Raw genomic sequence first — 19724 nt, forward strand, 5'->3', positions numbered from 1 at the left:
GGTCTTTTACCGGCGACGGCCCAGTGCGGCGTCCGCGCTGAGCCGACCGGCCCCGGCCAGCGCGATCGCCGCCAGGGCCAGGATCAACAGCCACTCCGAGGCGTAGAAGAAGTTGCCGAGAAAGCCGAAGGTCGTCGTCGCTGTCGCGGCGATCGCGGGCGCCACCGAGAACCAGAGCGCGCCGACCATCGTCAGGGCCAGACCGGCGGCGGCCACCCGGGTCAGCAACCCGGCGATCAAGAGCATCCCGAGAATCAGTTCGGCCCAGGCCGTGGCGGGCGCGGCCAGGCTCGGCAACGGCACCGACGGGTCACCAACAGCCATGCATCGCCGAAACGTCCGAGTTCCATGCTTCGACGGTACCGACCGCGAACTTCCAGCATTCATCCGCCGAAGCGCCGTCAGAGCGCGGCTTTACGATGGACCGCATGGTTCCGGTCGAGTTGGGCTCCAGCGGTAGATTGCTGGATCTGCATCGGCTGCATCAGTTCCTCGCGGTCGCGGAGCTGGCCGGTTTCACTTCGGCGGCGGCGGAGCTGCACATCACCCAGCAGGCGTTGAGCAGCTCGGTGCGCCAGCTGGAGAAGCAACTGCGGGTCGAGCTGTTCGATCGAAGCGGCAGGCAACTGGTGCTCACCGAGGCGGGCCGGGTGCTGCGCGACGGGGCGCGGGCGCTGCTGGCCGCGTCGGACGCGCTGTATCGCCGTACCCACGAGGCGGGCATCGCCGCGCCGCCGACCTTCGTGGTCGCGCACACACCGGCGATCACCGCCGAAGAGGTGTACGACCTGCTGGCACCCGTGCGGACCGGTCGCCCGGACGTCTCGGTCACCGTCCGCCAGATGTACCCAGACGCGCTCGCCCAGGCCCTGCACCAGGGGACGATCGACGTCGCATTGCGGCGTGCGGTAGTGAGCCCACCCGATCTGGCGGCCGCGGTGATCGCGTACCACCAGGTCCGCGTGGCGGTCGCCCGGACACACCGGCTGGCCGGCCGTGCCGCTGTCACGGTGCACGACCTCCAGGACGAGCAGATCGTCATCTGGGCGCCGCCGGGTGCGTCGTACTACACCGACTTCATCCTCAGCACCTGCCGCCGAGCCGGTTTCGAGCCGCGGTTCGTGGTCAACCACATCCAGGGCACGCCACCGGTGACCGCGGTGGTCGACACCGAGCACGTCGCCATCGTCACCGCCCCCGCCGGGCCCGCACTCGGGGGCCGCGTGCAGGTGATCGAACTGAACGAGGGTCCGGTGGCGGCAACCCAGGCGTTGTGGTTGCCGCACACCACCTCCGACGTGCGGGACCTGCTGTTCAGCGCGCGGTCCGAAAACGACTGACCGGCCACCCGTCGGGCAGCCGGTCGGTCGTCGGGGCGGCCTGGTTCAGGCGCGAATGGTCATCCGGGAGACCTTGTCGTCGGCCGTGGTGAACACGAACGTGCTCGGTCCGTTGAATCCGTTGCCGCCGACCTGCGCGATCACCGTGGTGTCCGCGCCGTCGGTCTTGCTCTCGGTGACCTCGAGGGTCACCTGCTTGCCGAGGAACTCGTTGTCGCTCCACTGCCGGATCGCCGTGGGGCCACGGAATTCCCGTCCCCAGTCGTCGACGACCCCGTCCGCGGTGAAGCCGGCCAGAAACGCGTCGATGTTTCCGGCGTTGGTCGCGTCGAGCAACTGCGCGACCGGCTGCGAGATTGTGTCCGGCACCGTTGTCCTCTTTCCCTCGGTCGCGCCTCAGCGGGTGGTGTATCCGCCGTTGGCGAGAATGGTCTGTCCGGTGATCCACCGGCCGTCGCCGACCAGGAATTCCACCAGCGGGGCGATGTCCTCGATCTTGGTCAGGCTATTACCGAGCGCCTGCGACTTGTGGAACTCCACCCGCTCCGGCGTTTCCTGACCGTAGAAGAACGGGGTGTCCATCGGGCCGGGCGCCACGGTGTTCACCGAGATCAGGCGCGGCGCGAATTCCTTCGCCGCCGCCCGGGTGAAGTGCTCGACCGGCGCTTTGCCGCCCGCATAGGTCGAGTAACCGTCGGTGAACGCCGCGAGCAACGAGGTGACCACGGTGACGATGCGACCGTTGTCGTTGAGACGCTTGCCCGCCTCCTTGAGGAAGAAATAGGCCGATTTCGCGTTGATCGCGAACATCGAGTCGTACTCCGCCTCGGTCGTCTCGACGATCGGTTTCCGCAGCACCTTTCCGACCGTGTTCACCGCGATATCGACGCCGCCGAAGGTGTCGACAGCGACCGCGAAAAGCCGCTCCACGTTGGCCGGAACCGTAAGGTCCGCCTGGAACTTCACGGCCTTCGCACCCGCGGCTTCGATCGCGGCGACCGTCTTGTCGGCGTCCGGCTCGGTGCTGTCGCTGTTGTAGTGCACGACCACGTCGACGCCACGCTCGCCCAGCGTGCGGCTGATCAGCCCACCCAGATTCTTCGCGCCTGCCGCGACCACAGCGGACTTGCCCTGCAAACTCTGTACCACCTTCGAACTCCGATCTGTGTGTACTCGTCAGTAGCCTCCAGTAACGCTATGGCGAATAGGCGCACGGGGAAAACAGTCATTATTGGTGGGTCCACAAGAACCATTTGTGCGGCGTCGGAGAAATGGATTCGGACGAAGGCAGCTCACGGCCGGTGGGCGGTGATGATGAGCGCGTGCGGGATTCGGGTGTACGGCTCCCAGAACGCGGCGCCGAATTCGGCGAGTCCCGCGGCCGACGGCCGCGGCGGCGACCACGTGATGCCGGCGAAACCCGCGGCCCGCAAAGCGGTGTCGTGCGCCTGTTTCGACCAGCGGCGCAATTCGACCTCGAGCGGGGGATCGAACATGCCCGAAACGAGCGTGGCCGGTTCGCCCTCCGCTCCGGTGTGCGCGCAGCGCAACGCGAAACCATACGGTGCGTACCAGGCCGGATCGGCGGCGAAATCCGGGTTCACGGCGAAGGTGACGAAGCGTCCGCCCGGCCGCAGCGCGTCGGCGGCACCACGGCACATCGCTCCCAGATGTGCCGGCGAGGTCGCGTACGGCAGCACGTAGACGGCGGTGACGACGTCCACCGGGCCGAGCCGCACGGCGTCGGAGAGATCGCCGAGGACGTAGGTGATGCCGTAGGCGTCGATCCGCTCGCGCTCCTCGGCGACGGCCAGCATGCCTTCGGACATGTCCAGTCCGATCACCCGCGCCGCGCCCGAGCGGGCGAAGGTGCGGGCGTAGAAACCGCTGCCGCAGCCCGCGTCGAGAACCGTGAGTCCGGCCAGGTCGCCGAGCGCGGACAGGAAGCTCGGCGCTTCCAGATGTTTGCGCAACGGGAGTTCTTCGGATTCCGCGTAAGTCGCGCCGTAGGTGGCGAATCGATCGCCGGTCGCTGGATCGTTCATGGCATGCCTCGGTCTTCGCTGTGTTCGCTGGAGTGCCTGCGGTGGTCGCGTGCCGGGTCCTCGGGCAGGCCGCCGGTCGCTTTGATCAACTCGATCGTCTGTGCCAGGGTGAGCCCGCCTACCCGGATCCCGGACGGGGTGAGGGCGTACAGGTCGGCGGGTGCGGTGGAAGATTCTCCCGCCGAATCGGTTTCGAAGACGGCGAAGGCGCGGCGCAGCTCCTGTGCCACCGCGGTGACATGTGGCCGATCCAGCACCGTGAAATGGTTCCCCGGGACGGTGCGCACGGTGGTCCGGCCCGAGAACAGCTGCCGCCATTCGGTTTCCGGGTGCGGGTCGAACACCTCGTTGGTCTGCGCCGCGCGCAGGTACAGCAGGTCGGTCGCGACGGTGGCCGCCTCGTGCTCGCGGATCGCGGTATTGGTCGCGACGATGACGGCCCGGATGTCGGCGTCGTTGTTCATCGCCGTCGTGAAGGCGCGCCAGGCGTCGGGGGCGGTGTCGCGGAAAGACTCGAACGCCGCCAGCACGTCCTCGGCGTTGCGCAGGTTGTATTTACGCGCGTCGGTGAACGTCGTGGTGTCGAGGAGCACGACCAGCCGGACGGGCTGACCGAGGTCGAGTAGTTGCCGAGCCATCTCGTGCGCGAGCACCCCGCCGGAGGAATGCCCGCCGAGCACGATCGGGCCGCCCGCGTGCACCGCGAGCAGCGCCCGGACGTTGCGGGCCGCCGCCTCGGCGATGGTCGCGGGGACCGGTTCGCCGGGCTCGATGCCGTAGGCGCGGAACGCGTGCACCGGCCGGTCCGCGCCGAGGCAGTCGACCAGGTCCCGGTACGAGTACACGGTGCCGCCGATGGCCTGGATCAAATAGAGCGGGACCCGGTCCGGACTGCCGCGCTGAAGCGTGATCAGCACCGGCGCAGCCGCCGTCGCGGGGGCCGGTGCCGGGCGCAGATGATCCAACAGCGCGCCGAAGGTCCGGTACTGCAAGAAGGCGTGTGCCGAAATCTGCACGCCCAGCGCCTCTTTGATACGACTGCGGAATACCACGGCCAGGTGTGAGTCCCCGCCTGCCCGGAAGAAATCGTCCGTTGCGTGAACCTCGCGAACTCCGATCAACTCGCGCCACAGCTCGGCCAGCACCTGTTCGAAGCGTTCGGGGCCGGATTCCTTCGGCGCGGCAACAGGTTCCGTCACCACTGGCACGGGGTCGGCGTCCGGTGCGAAAGGATAGGTGGGCAGGGGTACGCGCCGGCGGCGTGCACCGTGTCGCACTGCGTCCCAGTCGATGTCGACGCCGCGCTCCCACAGTCGTGCGAGCAGCTCAGCGGTCGTGTCGGTTTCGGCCTGTTCGGCCACCATGGTCGGCAGCACCACGCGGTCCGCGCTGCAGCGCGGATGCATTTGCGTGAGCTGGGCGAGGGCCTGCCCAGGGCCGACCTGGATCGCGATCATCTCGGGATCGGTCAGCACAGTGTCGAGCCCGTCGGCGAATCGGATGGTCTCGCGCAGATGCCGGACCCAGTAGTCAGGGGCGAACGGCTCGTCCGTGGGCGTCCAGTCGCCGCTCAGTCCGCAGATCAGCGGGATGACCGGTGCGCCGTGCCGATAGCGCGCGCATTCGCGGGCGAACTCGCCGGCGATGAGATCGGTGGCGGCGGAGTGCGCGCCCATGTCGATGGGCACAGACCTGACCTGAACACCGTTGCGGTGCAGTGTTTCCCGCAACTCCGCGAGTTTGTCGACAGGTCCGGATATCGCACAGTGCCGGATACTGTTCACGGTCGCGACCGACAGCGCGGGGTCGAGCATCGGCCGCACCTCGTCCTCGCCGAGCGAGACCGAGACGACGGCCGTAGGCGGCAGCTTGTCGCACAGCAGACCGCGGGCGGCGACCAGGTCGACGACGTCCGGGAGCGTCAGGACGCCCGCGAAGTGAGCGGCGGTGAATTCGCCCAGGCTGTGACCGATCAGTGCCGCGGGAGTGATGCCGTAGGAGGTCAGCAGCGCCGCGGCGGCCACCTCGGTGGTGACGACGGCCGCGAAGTTGAGCGAGGGCCGGCGTAGCAAAGTGGCTGTGTGATCGCCTGTTTCGGCATGGAAGAGCAACGCGTGCAGATCGCACCCGAGCCGCTTGCGGAACAGTTCGGAGCATTCGTCGAACGCGGCACGGTAGACAGGTTCTTCCGCGTAGAGGGTCCGGCCCATGGCGGGGAACTGGGAGCCACCGCCGGGAAACAGGAAGGCCACCTTCGGCTTTTCGCCGGTCGGCGCGACGGTGTGGTTCTTCCCCAGCCTTTCGATCGCGTCGGCAACGGTGCGGCAGGTGACGGCGCGTCGATGGTCGAATGCGTGCCTGCCGCTCTGGAGGGTGAAAGCGGTGTCTGCCAGTGTCGGCCCGGCCACGTCGCGCAGTTGGTCGGCAAGACGCACCGATGCTTGCCGCAGCGCTGCCGCGTCCCTGGCGGAGATCGTAAGCACTTGCGGGCGTTCGGGTTCTGAGTGAGTGCCCGGTGCGGCCGCCTGCTCCACGATGACGTGTGCGTTCGTGCCGCCGAGTCCGATGGCAGTGACTCCGGCGCGTCTGGGCGCTCCGTCGGCGGTCTCCCAGGGGACCGTCCGGGCATTGACGTAGAACGGTGTCCGGTCCAGTTGCAGCTTCGGGTTCGGCTGGCGGAAGTGCACCACGCCGGGGATACGACCGTGCCGGACAGCCAGTATCGCCGCGATCAGCCCGATCACCCCGGCGGCCGAATCGGTGTGCCCGATATTGCTTTTCACCGAACCCAGCGCGCAGCGTCGCGCCTGTCCGCCGGACCGGCCGAGGACTCGGGCGAGCGCGCGCACCTCGACGACGTCACCGAGGGCCGTGGCGGTGCCATGGGCTTGGATATAGCCGATCGTGGCGGGATCGACGTCCGCGATCCGATAGACGGCGTCGAGCAATTCGGCCTGGCCGTCGACACTGGGTGCGGTGAAGCCGACCTTGCGGTCGCCGTCGTTGTTCATGGCGGAACCTCGGATGACGGCGTGGATGGTATCGCCGTCGGCACGGGCGTCCGCGAGCCGCTTCAGCACGACGATGCCGGCGCCGCCGGTGGAGATGGTGCCCTGGGCGTCGGCGTCGAAGGGCCGGCATCGGCCGTCCGGGGCCAGAATTCCGCCCTCCTGATAGGCATAGCCGGTTTCACCGTCGGGCCGCAGGCTCACCCCGCCGGCCAGCGCCATCGCGCATTTTCCCGCGACCAGGCTTTCGCAGGCCAGGTGCACGGCCACCAGCGAGGTGGAGCACGCGGTGTTGACCGTCACCACCGGCCCGCGCAGTCCGAGCCGGTAGGCGGTGTGGGCGCTCAAGAATTGCAGCGGATTACCCAGTCCGATGCGTTGCAGCGCGGCCGGATCGGGTTGGCCGCGCCAATCATTGGCGCGTAGCCAGTCGTACGGCAGGCCCGCACCGGCGAATACGCCGACCGGCCGGTCCAGTGCCCGCGGATCGTAACCGGCGTATTCCAGTGCCTCCCAGGCGAGCCGGAGGAACAGCCGCTGCTGTGTGTCCAGCCGTTGCGCGTCGGCCGGTGGATAGCCGAAGAACGCGGCGTCGAAGGCGCGAGCACCCGGTGGCACACCGGTCGCGGCGACGAAGCCGTCGGTGCCGGCCGCGCCGTGCACGATTCCCTCCGTGCACTCGGTCAGCATCGTCCAGAACTGGTCGATGTCGGCTGCGCCCGGCACCCGGGCGGCCATACCGACCACGGCGATTCGTTGCTCGGTGGTCTCCCGATGGGCGCGAGAAGTATGTTCCCGCACCGGTATCCGATCGTGCTGCGCGGCGAAGGCGCGAATCGTGGGGTACTGGAACAGGTCCGCGATGTCGATCTCGGTGTCGAGGAGATCCGACAGACGCTGTTGCAGCTGCGCCAAGAGCAGCGAAGTGCCACCGGCTTCGAAGAACGGCTCGTCGAGTCCCACCGAGTCCCGGCCGAGCACCTCGCACCACATGCGGTGTATCTCGGCGGACAACCCGTTCGAATCGTCGACGGGACCGGTCGATCGATCCGACTGTGGTTCCGGCAACGCTGTGCGATCGATCTTGCCGTTCAGCGTGCATGGCAGCTCGGTGACCGTGACGTAGCGCGAGGGAATCATGGTCGCCGGGAGCACCGGCCGCAGATGCTCGCGCAATTGCGCAGGCGTAGGCGGAGTTTCGAGCGCGGCGACGAAATAGGCGGCCAGATAGCGGATACCGGGACGGTCCTCGCGGACCGTCACGGCGCAGGCGTGCACCGCGGGATGGGTGCCGAGCGCTGCCTCGATCTCGCCGAGTTCGATCCGGACTCCGTTGAGTTTGATCTGCTCGTCCGCGCGGCCGATGTACGCGAGCTCGCCGTCGTCTTGTGCGCGAACCAGATCACCGGTTCGGTACATCCGCGCACCGGCCGGCTCGAACGGGTTCGCGACGAAACGCCCGGCCGTGGTCGCGGGGCGCGCGACGTATCCCCGGGCCACGCCGGGACCGGAGAGGTACAACTCACCGACTTCGCCACGCGGCACAGGGCGCAGGCTGTCGTCCAGGATGTGGCAGCTGACCCCGGGCAGTGGACGGCCGATCGGCGGTGCCACGCTGCCGTCGAGCGGTTTGCTCAGCGTCACGCACACCGTCGCCTCGGTGGGCCCGTAACCGTTGAGCATGGTTCTGCCGGGCGACCACTGAGCCGCGAGAGCCTGCGGCACGGCCTCCGCGCCGACGGCCAGCACTCGAACCGAGGGCAACGAGTCGACGGGCAGGGCCGACAATGCGGTGGGCGCCAGCATCAAATGCGTAACGCGTTGTCGTGCACAGAGTTCGATCAAGGGCGCGCCGAGTCGGAGCTGTCCGGCGGGTGCGACCACGAGTGTGCCGCCGCAGAGCAGTGACGTACACAGCTCCATGATCCCGATATCGAAACCGGGGGAGGAGAATTGCAGCACTCGGCTGGATTCGTCGGCCCGGAACTGCGTTTCGGCGGTGCGAACCAGCCCGGCGATCCCGCCGTGGGTGATCAGGACGCCCTTGGGGGTCCCGGTGGATCCAGAGGTGTAGAGCACATACGCGGTTTGGTCCAGAGCGATGGCGGCGCACCGCTCGTCGTCGGTGAGATCGTGGCCCGGCCACCGGTCCTCGCCCCCGGTTCGGTCGAGCACGATCTCCTCCGCGCCGCATTCGACTCCCGGCCCCTCGTCCAAGCGCAGGACCAGCGTCGGTCGAATGTCCTCGAGCACGAACCGGATTCGTTCCGGCGGCGAGTCCAGGTCGAGCGGCAGGAAGGCCGCACCGGATTTCGCGACGGCCAGGATCGCGGTGATCAGCGTGCGTCCCCGCGGCAGGAACAGTGCCACCACGCGCTCGGGACCGGCGCCACGGGAAACCAGTAGGCGGGCAAGGCGATTGGCCTCCTGATTCAATGCCGCGTAGGTGATCTCGCGTTCGCCGGAGATGCTCAGTGCGGTGCCGGTGGAGTGCTGTGCCCCGCGGCTTTCGAAAAGCGTCGCGATGGTCGCCGGCCGGGGTGGCAGGCCGGCCGCGGCGCGCAGGGCCGCGCGGTCGATCTTGGCGTGTGGCGTGAGCGGCAGTCGTTCGAGCCGGATCAGCCGATCCGGCAGCATGTGCCGGGGCAGGTGTTCCGCCAGGTAGGCACGCAGTGTCGCAGTAGTGAGTTCACCGCCGGTGGTGACGTAGCCGACGAGTCGCCGCTCGAGGGGCGAGTCGCCCTCGGCCACGACGGCCGACTGCCGGACCTCGGGGTGCCGGTTCATGGCGTGCTCGACCTCGCCGAGCTCGATCCGGCGTCCGCGCACCTTCACCTGTCCGTCGGCACGGCCGATGTACTCGAGGACGCCATCGGTACCCGTCCGCACCAGATCGCCGGTGCGGTAGGCCCGTGTTCCCGGTGCGCCGGTGGGATCGGCGACGAACCGGGTGGCGGTGAGCCCGGGGCGATTCAGGTATCCGCGGGCGATACGGGGACCCGATGCGTACAGTTCGCCGTTCGCGCCCGGCGCCACCGGCCGCAGGCGTTCGTCCAGCACGGCTGTTCCGACGTCGTCCATCGCGGTCCCGATCGGGACGGTATCCCCGAGTTGGTCGGCCCGGTCCAAGGCGTGACAGGTCACCAGGGTGCTCGCCTCGGTCGGTCCGTAGCCGTCGACCACGACGATCTCCGGACAGGCGGCGAACACCTGCCGCACCGATTCCGGTGGAACCGCCTCGCCACCGGCCCACACCTGCCGGACATGGCGCAGGCGGCCGGGTTCCTCGGCGGCGATCAACTGGAACGTGGCGGCGGTGAGCCACAGCGCGGTGACCCGCTCGCGTTCGATCGTGCGGGCCAGGGCCGGAGTGTCGGCGATGCCCGGTGGCAACACCACCACCTGCCCACCGTGCAGCAGCGGCACCCACATCTCGTAGGTGGACAGGTCGAACCCGAACGGAGAGTGCAGCAGCATCCGCTGGTGCGCGGCGGTGGCGAAGCGGCTGTCCAGCGCGAACGAGGTGATGCCCGCGTGGGTGAGCAGCACCCCTTTGGGGCGGCCTGTCGATCCCGAGGTGTACAGCACGCAGGCGAGATGCGCAGGCCGCGATCGGTGTTCGGCCGAGAGCTCGCCGCACGGCTCGTCGGGCGGCTCGTGCGACTCGGCATTCAAGGTCGCCGCCGCCGGTACGAGGTGCGACAACCGCTCGGCGCCGTCGTTATCGACGACTATCAATATCGGTGCGGCATCGCGCACGATCTGCGCCAGCCGCTCGCTCGGATAGTCGAGATCCAGTGGGAGATAGGCACCGCCGGCCCGGAGTACCGCGAGCGCGGCGACGATCCGCTGTGCGGAGCGGGGGAGGGCTACGCCGACCAGTACGTCCGGGCCTACCCCTGCGGCGATCAGCTGCCGAGCCAAATATGTTGCTCGGCAGTCGAGTTGGCGGTAGGTCAGTTCGGCGTCGTGCGCCTGGACCGCGACAGAGTCGGGGTGTTCGACTACCTGCCGCTCGACCAGCTCGGCGATCGTCGATCCGACGGCGGGCTGACGGCCGCTTCCCGTCGCCGCGGTATGCGGTATCGCACGATCGGCCGGAATGTCCCTGTCGGCCAATGCTTTCGCCAACACCGCGTGCATTTCCCCGAGCAGGTCCTGCACGGTCTGCTCGTCGTAGAGTTCCCGACTGTATTCGACCGTGCACGCGAGGCCGCACGGCGCATCCGTTGCGTCCCGCTGCTCCCGGAACTCGAAGTAGAGGTCGAATTTCGCCCACCCTGTCGGTGGTAGCGCCACCTCCGCGGCGACGCCTGCCAATTGTATTTCGGGCCACGGGAATTCCTGCAACACCAAGCCGGTCTGGAACAGCGGATTCCGCCCGGCGGTACGGGTTGGAGCAGCCGCTTCGACGACCCGTTCGAACGGCACGTCCTGATTGTCGAAGGCCGCCAGGGTCACCCCGCGCACTCGGGCCAGCAATTCGGTGAAAGACGGTTCGCCCGAGGTGTCGACGCGCAATGTCAGGGGATTGACGAAGAAACCCACGACATCCTCGAGGATCCGGTCGGTACGCCCGGCGACCGCGGTACCCAGCGCGATATCGGTGCCGCCGCCGCGCCGAGTGAGGGCGGCGGCCAAGCCCGCGGCCAGCACCATGAACAAGGTCGCGCGGCGCGCTCGCGCCACCGCGAGCAGGTGCTTGTGCAGTTCGCCCGGCCAGACCGTCCGCACCGTTGCGGCGGGTCCGTTCGGGGTTGACGGCCGCAGCCGGTCGGCGAGGGTAGGGGGTTCGGCCGGCAGGCCGCTCAGCGTCGTGGTCCAGAATCCGAGTCGGCGGGCAGCGGCGGGCTGGGCCGTGTCGCCGAACCGATCCTGTTGCCAGACGGCATAATCGGCGTATTGGACGGCCAGTGGCGGAAACTCCGGCGTGTCCCCGTTCGCGCGAGCGGCGTAGGCGGCGGCGAGGTCGCGGCAGAACGGCGGCACCGACCAGCCGTCGAACGAAATATGGTGCAGCACCAGCAGCAGAATCGATTCCGTCGAGCCGGTCCGCAGCAGCGTCGCACGCAGCGGTAGTTGCTCGGCCAGATCGAACGGTGCCGAAGTCAGTTCCGCCACGACGCCGTCGTACTGCTCGGCCGCGACCGTGCGCACGTCGACCGGAATCCGGGCTTCGGCGGCGGGAACGATGAGCTGGCACGGCTTTCCGGCGACGAGTGGATAGCGGGTGCGCAGGCTCTCGTGCCGCGCCACGCAGTCGTCGAGCGCGGCCGTCAGCGCCGTGTGGTCGAGGACCGCGGGTACGCGGATCGTCAGCGGGATGTGGTAGGCGGCCGAGGCCGGATTCAATCGTTCGATATAGCGCAATGCGGCCTGCCCCGAGGACAGCGGGAGTCGTTGTGGGCGTGGCATCCGAACGAAAGTGTCTTCCGCACAGGGCGGTTCGCCGGCCGGATCGGAGCGGTTCAACGCTCGCGCGAGTCCGGCAATGGTCGACGCGTCGTACAGGGTCTGCGTCGACAGGGTGGTGCCGAATTCCCGCCGGATCGCATAGATGAACCGGCTGATATCGAGTGAGCTGGCCCCGGTCGCCAGCAGATCGTCCTCGAGGTCTATCGCGGGCAGCTCGAGCAGACCCGTCCAGAGTTCGGCGAGTCGAGAGTATGTCGCGGTCATGGTCTACTCCAGGCCGAAGTGTTACCGGGCAACCGAATCCACCGACAGCCGAACTACCGAATGAATGGCCGCCTGACTCATCGTGACAGTGCTGGCGCCCTCGTCGACAGTCACATCTTCCTCCATACTGACGAACAGTTACCGCGAATAGGCCCCGCTGTTCGAGCCTTCGCCTGGTTGTTCGCCGGAGACCGGATGACGAGAATTATGCCGGTGGGTACTGAAGTATTCAGCGGTATGCGCATGTTGGACAACGCTTTCGCGCGTCGTACAGCGTCGGGGATTCCGTCAGTGCCCTCGGCGCGGGCTGCCCGGCGGTTACCGATTCGCGCAGTACCCGGGCAATCGGACGACCTCGGGTTCGCCTGTCGCGCAATCGCTTCGTCTTTCGTATACTTCCCCGGTAGGTGTCGTAGCCAGGCCGACTGTTTCCCGTTGTAGCGAAACTTTGGGGTAGGGCTGATGGATCTCGAAGACAGTTCATTGGTGTGTTTCAGTGAGCTCCACATCACCGACGCGGATCAGGCCGAAGACTTCGTCCATCGAGCTTACGGCGGGGACGGGTCCTGCGCCTGCGATGATTCTGGACGGTTGGATTTTCGGGTTCGTACGGCGGCATGCCCGGGATTCCGCATCGATCGAATAGTGAACACCGGGCGGCTGCAACTGTCCGCCCGGAATCTATACGGACTGGCGGCATTTCACATTCTCTACGGTCGCTGTCGCTACACGGTCGGCGGTGTGCCACTGGAATTCGGTACGGGCGGCATCGGGCTGTGCGACCAACGGCAGACGCAATCCGCACGCTTCGACGACCTGCGCGCGGTCGTGGTGGTCATCGATCGGGAATTGGCGGTGCGTGTCGCCGCCGAAGTCGCCGACGTGACGCTCACGCCGGCGGATCTGCGCTTCGCGCAACCGCGTTCGGCGCAGCAGGCGCGATACTGGGCATCGGTGGTGCGGTACATCAGCTACGAGGTGGTCGGCAACGCGGCTGCGGCAACCAATGCCCTCTGCATGCACGAGGCGGCCCGGAATCTCGTGATCGCACTGCTGGCAACCTTTCCCAACCCGACCGAGAATCGATTGCGCCATCTGGACGAGCTCGCGGCACCCGCGGTGGTGCGGCGTGCCACGGCGTTCATCGACACCCATCTCGTCGATCCGATCGGTCTCGCCGACATCGCCGCGGCGGCCCGGATCGGCACCCGTGCGTTGCAGGCGGCTTTCCGGCACCACCTCGACACCACTCCCACCGAGTACCTCCGGAGTGCGCGGCTCGCCGGCGCGCACGAGGATCTCGTGCGCGCCGACCCGACCGCCGGGATGACAGTGGCGGTGATCGCGGCTCGCTGGGGCTTCACCAACCCCGGGCGATTCGCGGGCGAGTACCGCACCTCTTACGGCCGCAGCCCGCGTCAGACACTGCATTCGTAAGTATTGGTACAGAAATGCTTGCGGCACTGTGGGTCAGCGCGCCCAGGGGGCGGTGATCGGCGGCTGCCCGGGGATGAGTCCCTGCCCGCCGACCGGCAGCACGACGACGGCTTCGAACGGTTCGGCGTGCGGGTTGGCCATGGCGAACTGCTGATGTGCGGGCACGATGAGGGCGTCTCCGGCTGCGACGCTGTGCGTTTCACCGTCGATGGTGACGTTCATCGAACCGGACACGGCGACGAAGATTTCCTCGCGGTCGAGGGCGTGCGGCGGGGCGGCCACGCCCGGTTTGAGGGTGAGCCGCCAGGCGCAGTTCTCGGTGGCGCCGCGGCTGGGTGCGGCCAGGCCGATGAAGCTCGCGTGCTCGTTCTCGAAGCGCGGGGCTTCGGCGGCGGTGATGAAAGGCATGTTGCTCCTGTGAAATCTTGTGCAGGGGTGGACTATTGGGCCCATGGCGGGCTGATCGGAGCGCCGCCGGGTGCTTGGGCGTACGCGCCGACGGGCAGGATCGCGACGGCCTCGAACGGCTCGTCGCCGGGGACCGAGACGCTGAATACGGTGTGCGGCGGAACGATCAACGTGTCGCCCGCGTGGAATTCGCGCGTCTCGCCGTCGATCGTGACGCTGGCCTGTCCGGACAGGGCGACGAAGATCTCTTCGCGCGACACCGCATGGGCGTGACCGGGATTGCCCGGGTGCATGATGAAGCGCCACACGCTGTTTTCGGTGGATCCCCGGCTCGGCGCGGCCAGGCCGACGGCGGTCATGAACGGGGCTTCGAAGATGGGTGCGTCGGCGGACTCGATGACTGGCATGGTGTAGCTCCGGATCTTCAACTAAAGTGTTCAACTAGAGTTGAACATATCGACCGCGGGAGCGTCAAGGATGGATTTCGGGATCATGCTCGGACAGGCCTATCAGGGGTTCGTGCGGGAGTTACACGCCCATCTCGCCACGTTCGGCTACCACCTGACCGGCGCCTCCTACGGTTACGTGCTCCGCGCCCTGGCCGAAAGCCCGCTCACCGCAAGCCAATTGGCCGCGCAGCTGGGTATCACCGCACAGGGCGCGGCAAAGCTGGTCGACGAGATGGTCCGGCACGGGTACGTCGAGCGCCGCCCGGACCCCGTGGACAAACGCGCCAAAACCCTGCACCTGTCCGCCCGCGGCCGCGACATCCTGCACAAGGTGCGCGAGTTCCACGCCGACTACGAGCGCCGACTGGCCGCGCGGGTCGGCGCGGAACACATCGGCACGGTCCGGGCCGTACTCACCGAGATCATCACCGACGCCCCGGACTCCGACACCGACCGGACTTTCCGCCCCCTCTGAGCGGGCTCGCGGCACGCCGGGCCTTCAGCGGCGCCAGGGCGACGCGGCGGATAGTGCGCCGGGCCGATCAGCGCTGCATCCGCGGGTCCTCGGTGGGGTCGGCATATGTTGCCGGACAACCGTATTCGACGGCTTCGGGGCGCAGTTCGTAATGCCAGGGTTCGTTGTCGTAGATCTGGCACAGACCGTAGGCGGCGCCGTGCCGGGCCAGCCACGCCGCGCTGTCGGTGGGCCCGATGTCCACCGCGTCGCCCGAGACGTGCGCGGACGTGTCGGGGGTGGCCACCCATCGGGCGGCTTCCTGCGCCGAACCGTATTTCGAGACGGCTTCACGGAGGAGCTGCTGCTGGTCCTGCGCCGAACGCCAGCCGCTGTTGACGACGAACTCGATGCCGTCCGCCGCGGCGTCGCGGGCGGCCCGGCGCAGGGCATCGAGCAGATCGGGGTCGAGGTTGGCGACGGACGGCGCTTGGTCGTCGAAGACCGTCGCGCCGGGCGACGGGGCCGACCGGTGCGGACCGTAGTGGTCGCCGAGCGACCGGGCGGCCGAGAAGGTCAAGGGTGCCAGCGAGTGATAGACGGCGACGCCCGCGATGGGCGTGCCGACGAGCAGGAGCGCGACGAGAACCCGCGATCGGGTCCGCCGGGTTGATCGATGGTGTTTCATGCTTTCAGTGAAAGCAGCCCGGTGTTGCCGTCGCGTATGTGGTTTTCGATATGCCCGCGATATGTCCCGGTTGGCAGAATCGAGAGTCTATGCGTGTATTGATCGTCGAGGACGAACCCTATTTGGCCGAAGCCATCCGCGACGGCCTGCGCCTGGAAGCGATCGCCGCCGATATCGCCGGCGACGGTGATACCGCGCTGGAGTTGCTGAGCATCAACGCCTACGACATAGCCGTGCTCGACCGGGACATCCCGGGGCCCTCGGGGGATGAGATCGCGAAACGCATCGTCGCCTCGGGCAGCGGTATGCCGATCCTGATGCTCACCGCCGCGGATCGGCTCGACGACAAGGCGAGCGGATTCGGGCTCGGCGCCGACGACTACCTGACCAAACCGTTCGCGCTCCAGGAACTCGTGCTGCGGCTGCGCGCCTTGGATCGGCGCCGCGCGCACAGCCGACCGCCGGTGCGGGAGATCGCGGGGCTGCGGCTGGATCCGTTCCGGCGGGAGGTCTACCGTGACGGCCGCTATGTCGCGCTGACCAGGAAACAGTTCGCGGTGCTCGAGGTCTTGGTCGGCGCCGACGGCGGGGTCGTCAGCGCTGAGGAACTGCTGGAACGAGCCTGGGACGAGAACGCCGACCCGTTCACCAACGCCGTCCGCATCACGGTCTCGGCGCTGCGTAAACGCCTCGGCGAGCCGTGGCTCATCGCGACGGTGCCCGGTGTCGGTTATCGCATCGGCCCGGGCGCGGAGGGCGGGGAGCGTGGCTAGGGCGCCGGGTTTGAGCGTTCGTCTCAAACTCACCCTCAGCTACGCCGGTTTCCTCATGCTCACCGGCGTTCTGCTGCTCACGGCCCTGCTGATCTTCTACTTGTATTTCATGCCCGCGGGCTGGATCGACACCGACGGCAGCTTCTGGATCAACCGGTCGGTCCTCGTCCGTGCTTTCGCGCCGTTCGTGGTCGCCGTGCTCGGCTTCCTGCTGGTGTTCGGTCTCGCGGGCGGCTGGCTGCTCGCCGGACGGATGCTCGCCCCCTTGACCCGGATCACCGATGCCGTGCGGCTGGCCGCCGACGCGTCGCTGTCGCACCGGATCCGGCTGCCGGGCCGCCAGGACGAATTCCGGGAACTCGCCGACGCTTTCGACACGATGCTCGCCCGGCTGGAAGCGCACGTCGCCGAACAGCAGCGGTTCGCCGCGAACGCCTCGCACGAGCTACGCACCCCGCTCGCGATCACGCAGACGCTGCTCGACGTCGCCCGCACCGATCGGGGCCGTGACACCGGCGAACTGGTCGATCGCCTGCACACCGTGAACGCGCGAGCCATCGACCTCACCGAAGCCCTGCTGCTGCTCAGCCGCGCCGACCGACGGTCGTTCACGCGCGAACACGTCGATCTGTCGCTGCTCGCCGAGGAAGCCACCGAAACGCTGCTCGCCCTTGCCGAACGGCACGGCGTCACCCTCGAGACCTCGGGCGAGGTGACCCCCGTCCTCGGATCGCACGCCCTGCTGCTGCAGCTGACGACGAACCTCGTGCACAACGCCATCGTGCACAACCTGCCCGAACACGGCGTCGCGTGGATCACCACGTTCGCGCAGCCCGGCGCGATGGTGCTCGCCGTCGAGAACACCGGTGAAAAGCTCAGTCCGCACATGGTTTCCACGCTGACCGAGCCGTTTCAACGCGGCACCCAACGCGTGCGCACGCACCACTCCGGTGTCGGCCTCGGCCTGGCCATCGTCAACAGCATCACCCAGGCCCACCACGGAACCCTCACCCTCACACCACGTCTCGACGGCGGGCTGATCGTGCTGGTGCGGCTGCCCGCCACCGGCCCCGACGGGCACCGCGGCGTCTAGGGCCTACCAGCGCACCGCGCCCGCCTTCAATCTGCGGAGGCTGCGGCTGAGCACCGGGGCGTCCCACAGGCTCGGCGGGGTGCGCTCGGGATCCATCAGTTCATTCTCTGCCAGCGGACTGTCTTCGTTCGCAACGGTTTCCGGTTCGAACCGCACCAGGGTGCGGCCCGAACTGCGTAGCGTCTCGACGGTGTGCAGCAAAGACGAGGTCTCGGCGAGGGTCGCATCGAACTTCGCGGGCTCGGCGTCGAGATGTTCGCAGATCAGCTGGCGCCGGATCCCGAGAATGGTTTCCCGCAGCGCCGGGCCGTCCGCGGTGTCGGGGGTGACCTCGACCGCCAGATCGCATTCGGTATCGAAGCCCATCGACCGGTTGTTGAGGTTCGACGAGCCCACGCGCAGCAGCCGGTCGTCCATCACGAGCACCTTGGCGTGCACGTAGATCGGCGCACCGGCCGCGGTCACCGGGTAGTAGACGCCCAATCGGTGTTCGGTGTCGGCCTGCCACAGCAGGTGCAGCAGGCGGCGGCGCGCCCCGTCCATCGTCTGCTGTTCGAGCCAGCCGTCCGCGTGCCGCGGCAACACCAGCACGATCTCCGGACCGCCCGGCTCGCGCAGCCGCGCGGCGATCGCCTCGGCCAGCGTGCGCGAGGCCAGGTACTGGCTTTCGATGTACAACGAGCGGGTGGCGCCCGCGATCGCCGCCAGATACAACGCCTCGATTTCCCGCACCTCGGCGCGGTCGGCGAGTTCGGGGAGCGTCCGCGCGACGCCCACCGCCACCGAACGCATGGTCGGCTCGAGTCCGTCCGGCCACGGTGTCTCCCCGGCGATCTCGTCGACGGGGGCCAGTTGCTCTCCGGTCGCCGACTTCCAGCGGGCGCGGGCCAGTTCGCCGATCGCCTTCGCCGCCTCGCCGTCGACCGCGGTGGTCGCGTCGTGCCACGGTCCGTAGCGGTGGCCGTTCGGCTCGGTGCGATAGTGGTTGTCGTCTTGATGGTCGCTGGTGTCCCAGCGGTCGACGGTCATATCGATGCCGCCGCAGAACGCGAGCGCGTCATCGATCACCACGATCTTCTGATGATGGGCCGAGCCGATCGGATGGGCGCCGTCCATTTCCAGATGCAGTCGGCGATCGGTCAGCCAGTTGACGACGAAGATCGGCGTCATACCGCGCCCGATCGCCGCGAACGCGCCGACATTCCATTTCAAGAGATAGATATCGAGATCCGGTCGCTGTTTCGGCAGCCAGGACAGGAACTTGCCCAGCCGGTTCGGTCCCTCGAGGGTCTGATCCCGCGGCTCGAACTTGATCCGGGTATCGAAGTCCCAGCCGATCAGCACGATGCGCTCGCGGGCCTGCAACATCGCGGACTTGGCGTGCCGGAAATAGTCGGCCGCGTCGACGATGCACGCCAGCCGGTCGGCCTGCGCGATCTGCCAGCAGGTTTCGCCGGGGATGAGGATTCGACGCTCGTCGCCCATGGGTAATCGGTCTCCGTCCGGCCGTGCAAGATGGACGTTTCACATTACTGCGCGACGGCTCAGCGGAAGCTCCCGCCGCCGTCAGTCGTCGAAGATGGCTACGGCTCGGGTCCAGCCTGCGGAGGCGGCGTGGATCTTCACCGGGAAGCAGGAGATCTGGAAGCCGTTGGGCGGCAGGGATTCCAGGTTGTGCAACTTCTCCAGGTGGCAGTAGCCGATGGTGCGGCCGGCACGGTGGCCCTCCCAGATGACGGCGGGGTCGTGGTCGCGGGCGTAACGGGCGGCGGTGTGCACGAACGGGGCGTCCCAGCTCCAGGCGTCGGTGCCGGTGAGCCGCACGCCCTGGTTCAGCAGATAGAGGGTGGCGTCGCGGCCCATCCCGCAGCCCGAAGAGACGTAATCGGCACTGCCGTAGCGGGTTCCGGCGGAGGTGTTGACGACGACGATGTCGAGCGGGCGCAACCGGTGGCCGATGCGGCGCAATTCGGCGGCGACATCGTCGGCGGTCACGACGTAGCCGTCCGCGAAGTGCCGGAAGTCCAGTTTCACCGCGGGTTGCAGACACCAGTCCAGCGGCACCTCGTCGATGGTGATGGCGCGTGCGCCGCCGTCCATGGTGGCCGAATAGTGGTACGGCGCATCGAGATGCGTGCCGTTGTGGGTGCTGATGCGGACCCGTTCGATGGCCCAGCCCTCGCCGTCGGGCAGGTCGGCCCGGGTCGCTCCGGGAAAGAAGCCGAGCATGTCCGCGGCCGTATCCGCATGGGTGTAATAGTCGATCTCGGGCAGATGCCCGGGCGGGTCCGAGGCGATACCCGCCTGCAACGGCACAGAGATGTCCACCAGTCGGCGCACGAGCCCTCCT

General features: G+C 68.0%; 15 protein-coding genes. 5 read left to right on the forward strand and 10 right to left on the reverse strand.

Annotation, left to right across the window (positions count from 1 at the left end; genetic code table 11):
• Positions 1-6: 6 nt before the first annotated feature.
• Complete coding sequence (locus O3I_RS15780) at positions 7-324, reverse strand: DoxX family protein (protein ID WP_051066627.1); 318 nt, start codon at positions 322-324, stop codon at positions 7-9.
• 104 nt (positions 325-428) lie between these two features.
• Here O3I_RS15780 and O3I_RS15785 point away from each other — a divergent pair, with 104 nt between their 5' ends.
• Positions 429-1340, forward strand: coding sequence for a LysR substrate-binding domain-containing protein (locus tag O3I_RS15785; protein ID WP_014983934.1), 912 nt, complete (start codon positions 429-431; stop codon positions 1338-1340).
• A 45-nt stretch (positions 1341-1385) separates the two neighbouring features.
• On the opposite strand, the gene O3I_RS15790 is transcribed toward O3I_RS15785, so the two are convergent.
• From O3I_RS15790 to O3I_RS15805, 4 genes are all read right to left on the reverse strand, one after another.
• Positions 1386-1709: a nuclear transport factor 2 family protein gene (locus O3I_RS15790; RefSeq protein WP_014983935.1), complete on the reverse strand. Its 324-nt coding sequence runs from the start codon at positions 1707-1709 to the stop codon at positions 1386-1388.
• 27 nt (positions 1710-1736) lie between these two features.
• Positions 1737-2489 carry an SDR family oxidoreductase gene (locus O3I_RS15795; RefSeq protein WP_014983936.1) on the reverse strand — a complete coding sequence of 251 codons (753 nt, stop codon included), beginning with the start codon at positions 2487-2489 and terminating at the stop codon, positions 1737-1739.
• Between the two features lie 143 nt (positions 2490-2632).
• Entirely contained in the window at positions 2633-3385 is a 753-nt protein-coding gene (locus O3I_RS15800; protein ID WP_014983937.1) for a class I SAM-dependent methyltransferase, read from the reverse strand.
• Positions 3382-12072 carry a hybrid non-ribosomal peptide synthetase/type I polyketide synthase gene (locus O3I_RS15805; RefSeq protein ID WP_014983938.1) on the reverse strand — a complete coding sequence of 2897 codons (8691 nt, stop codon included), beginning with the start codon at positions 12070-12072 and terminating at the stop codon, positions 3382-3384. Before O3I_RS15805 ends, O3I_RS15800 begins: the two co-directional genes overlap by 4 nt.
• A gap of 741 nt (positions 12073-12813) precedes the next feature.
• Here O3I_RS15805 and O3I_RS42660 point away from each other — a divergent pair.
• Complete coding sequence (locus O3I_RS42660) at positions 12814-13509, forward strand: helix-turn-helix domain-containing protein (RefSeq protein ID WP_167829143.1); 696 nt, start codon at positions 12814-12816, stop codon at positions 13507-13509.
• Between the two features lie 33 nt (positions 13510-13542).
• On the opposite strand, the gene O3I_RS15815 is transcribed toward O3I_RS42660, so the two are convergent.
• Both O3I_RS15815 and O3I_RS15820 read right to left on the reverse strand, forming a co-directional pair.
• Positions 13543-13917 (reverse strand): cupin domain-containing protein, encoded by a 375-nt coding sequence (locus O3I_RS15815; protein WP_014983940.1) that lies wholly within the window; start codon positions 13915-13917, stop codon positions 13543-13545.
• 32 nt (positions 13918-13949) lie between these two features.
• Positions 13950-14324: a cupin domain-containing protein gene (locus tag O3I_RS15820; RefSeq protein WP_014983941.1), complete on the reverse strand. Its 375-nt coding sequence runs from the start codon at positions 14322-14324 to the stop codon at positions 13950-13952.
• Positions 14325-14394: 70 nt separating this feature from the next.
• On the opposite strand from O3I_RS15820, the gene O3I_RS15825 reads away from it, so the two are divergent.
• Positions 14395-14841, forward strand: a complete 447-nt coding sequence (locus tag O3I_RS15825; RefSeq protein ID WP_014983942.1) for a MarR family winged helix-turn-helix transcriptional regulator — start codon at positions 14395-14397, stop codon at positions 14839-14841.
• Positions 14842-14908: 67 nt separating this feature from the next.
• Here the strand turns inward: O3I_RS15825 and O3I_RS15830 are convergent, their stop codons facing one another.
• A complete protein-coding gene (locus O3I_RS15830; RefSeq protein WP_014983943.1) occupies positions 14909-15508 on the reverse strand; it encodes a M15 family metallopeptidase in 600 nt (199 codons plus the stop codon).
• 89 nt (positions 15509-15597) lie between these two features.
• Here O3I_RS15830 and O3I_RS15835 point away from each other — a divergent pair, with 89 nt between their 5' ends.
• Together O3I_RS15835 and O3I_RS15840 are read left to right on the forward strand one after the other, a co-directional pair.
• Complete coding sequence (locus O3I_RS15835) at positions 15598-16281, forward strand: response regulator transcription factor (RefSeq protein WP_014983944.1); 684 nt, start codon at positions 15598-15600, stop codon at positions 16279-16281.
• Between the two features lie 10 nt (positions 16282-16291).
• Positions 16292-17374 (forward strand): sensor histidine kinase, encoded by a 1083-nt coding sequence (locus O3I_RS15840; protein WP_014983945.1) that lies wholly within the window; start codon positions 16292-16294, stop codon positions 17372-17374.
• Between the two features lie 3 nt (positions 17375-17377).
• On the opposite strand, the gene O3I_RS15845 is transcribed toward O3I_RS15840, so the two are convergent.
• Positions 17378-18859 (reverse strand): phospholipase D-like domain-containing protein, encoded by a 1482-nt coding sequence (locus O3I_RS15845; protein ID WP_014983946.1) that lies wholly within the window; start codon positions 18857-18859, stop codon positions 17378-17380.
• Positions 18860-18940: 81 nt separating this feature from the next.
• Positions 18941-19714: a cyclase family protein gene (locus O3I_RS15850; RefSeq protein WP_014983947.1), complete on the reverse strand. Its 774-nt coding sequence runs from the start codon at positions 19712-19714 to the stop codon at positions 18941-18943.
• Positions 19715-19724 lie beyond the last annotated feature (10 nt).

It is taken from the genome of Nocardia brasiliensis ATCC 700358 (genome assembly GCF_000250675.2).
Classification (GTDB): Bacteria; Actinomycetota; Actinomycetes; order Mycobacteriales; family Mycobacteriaceae; genus Nocardia; species Nocardia brasiliensis_B.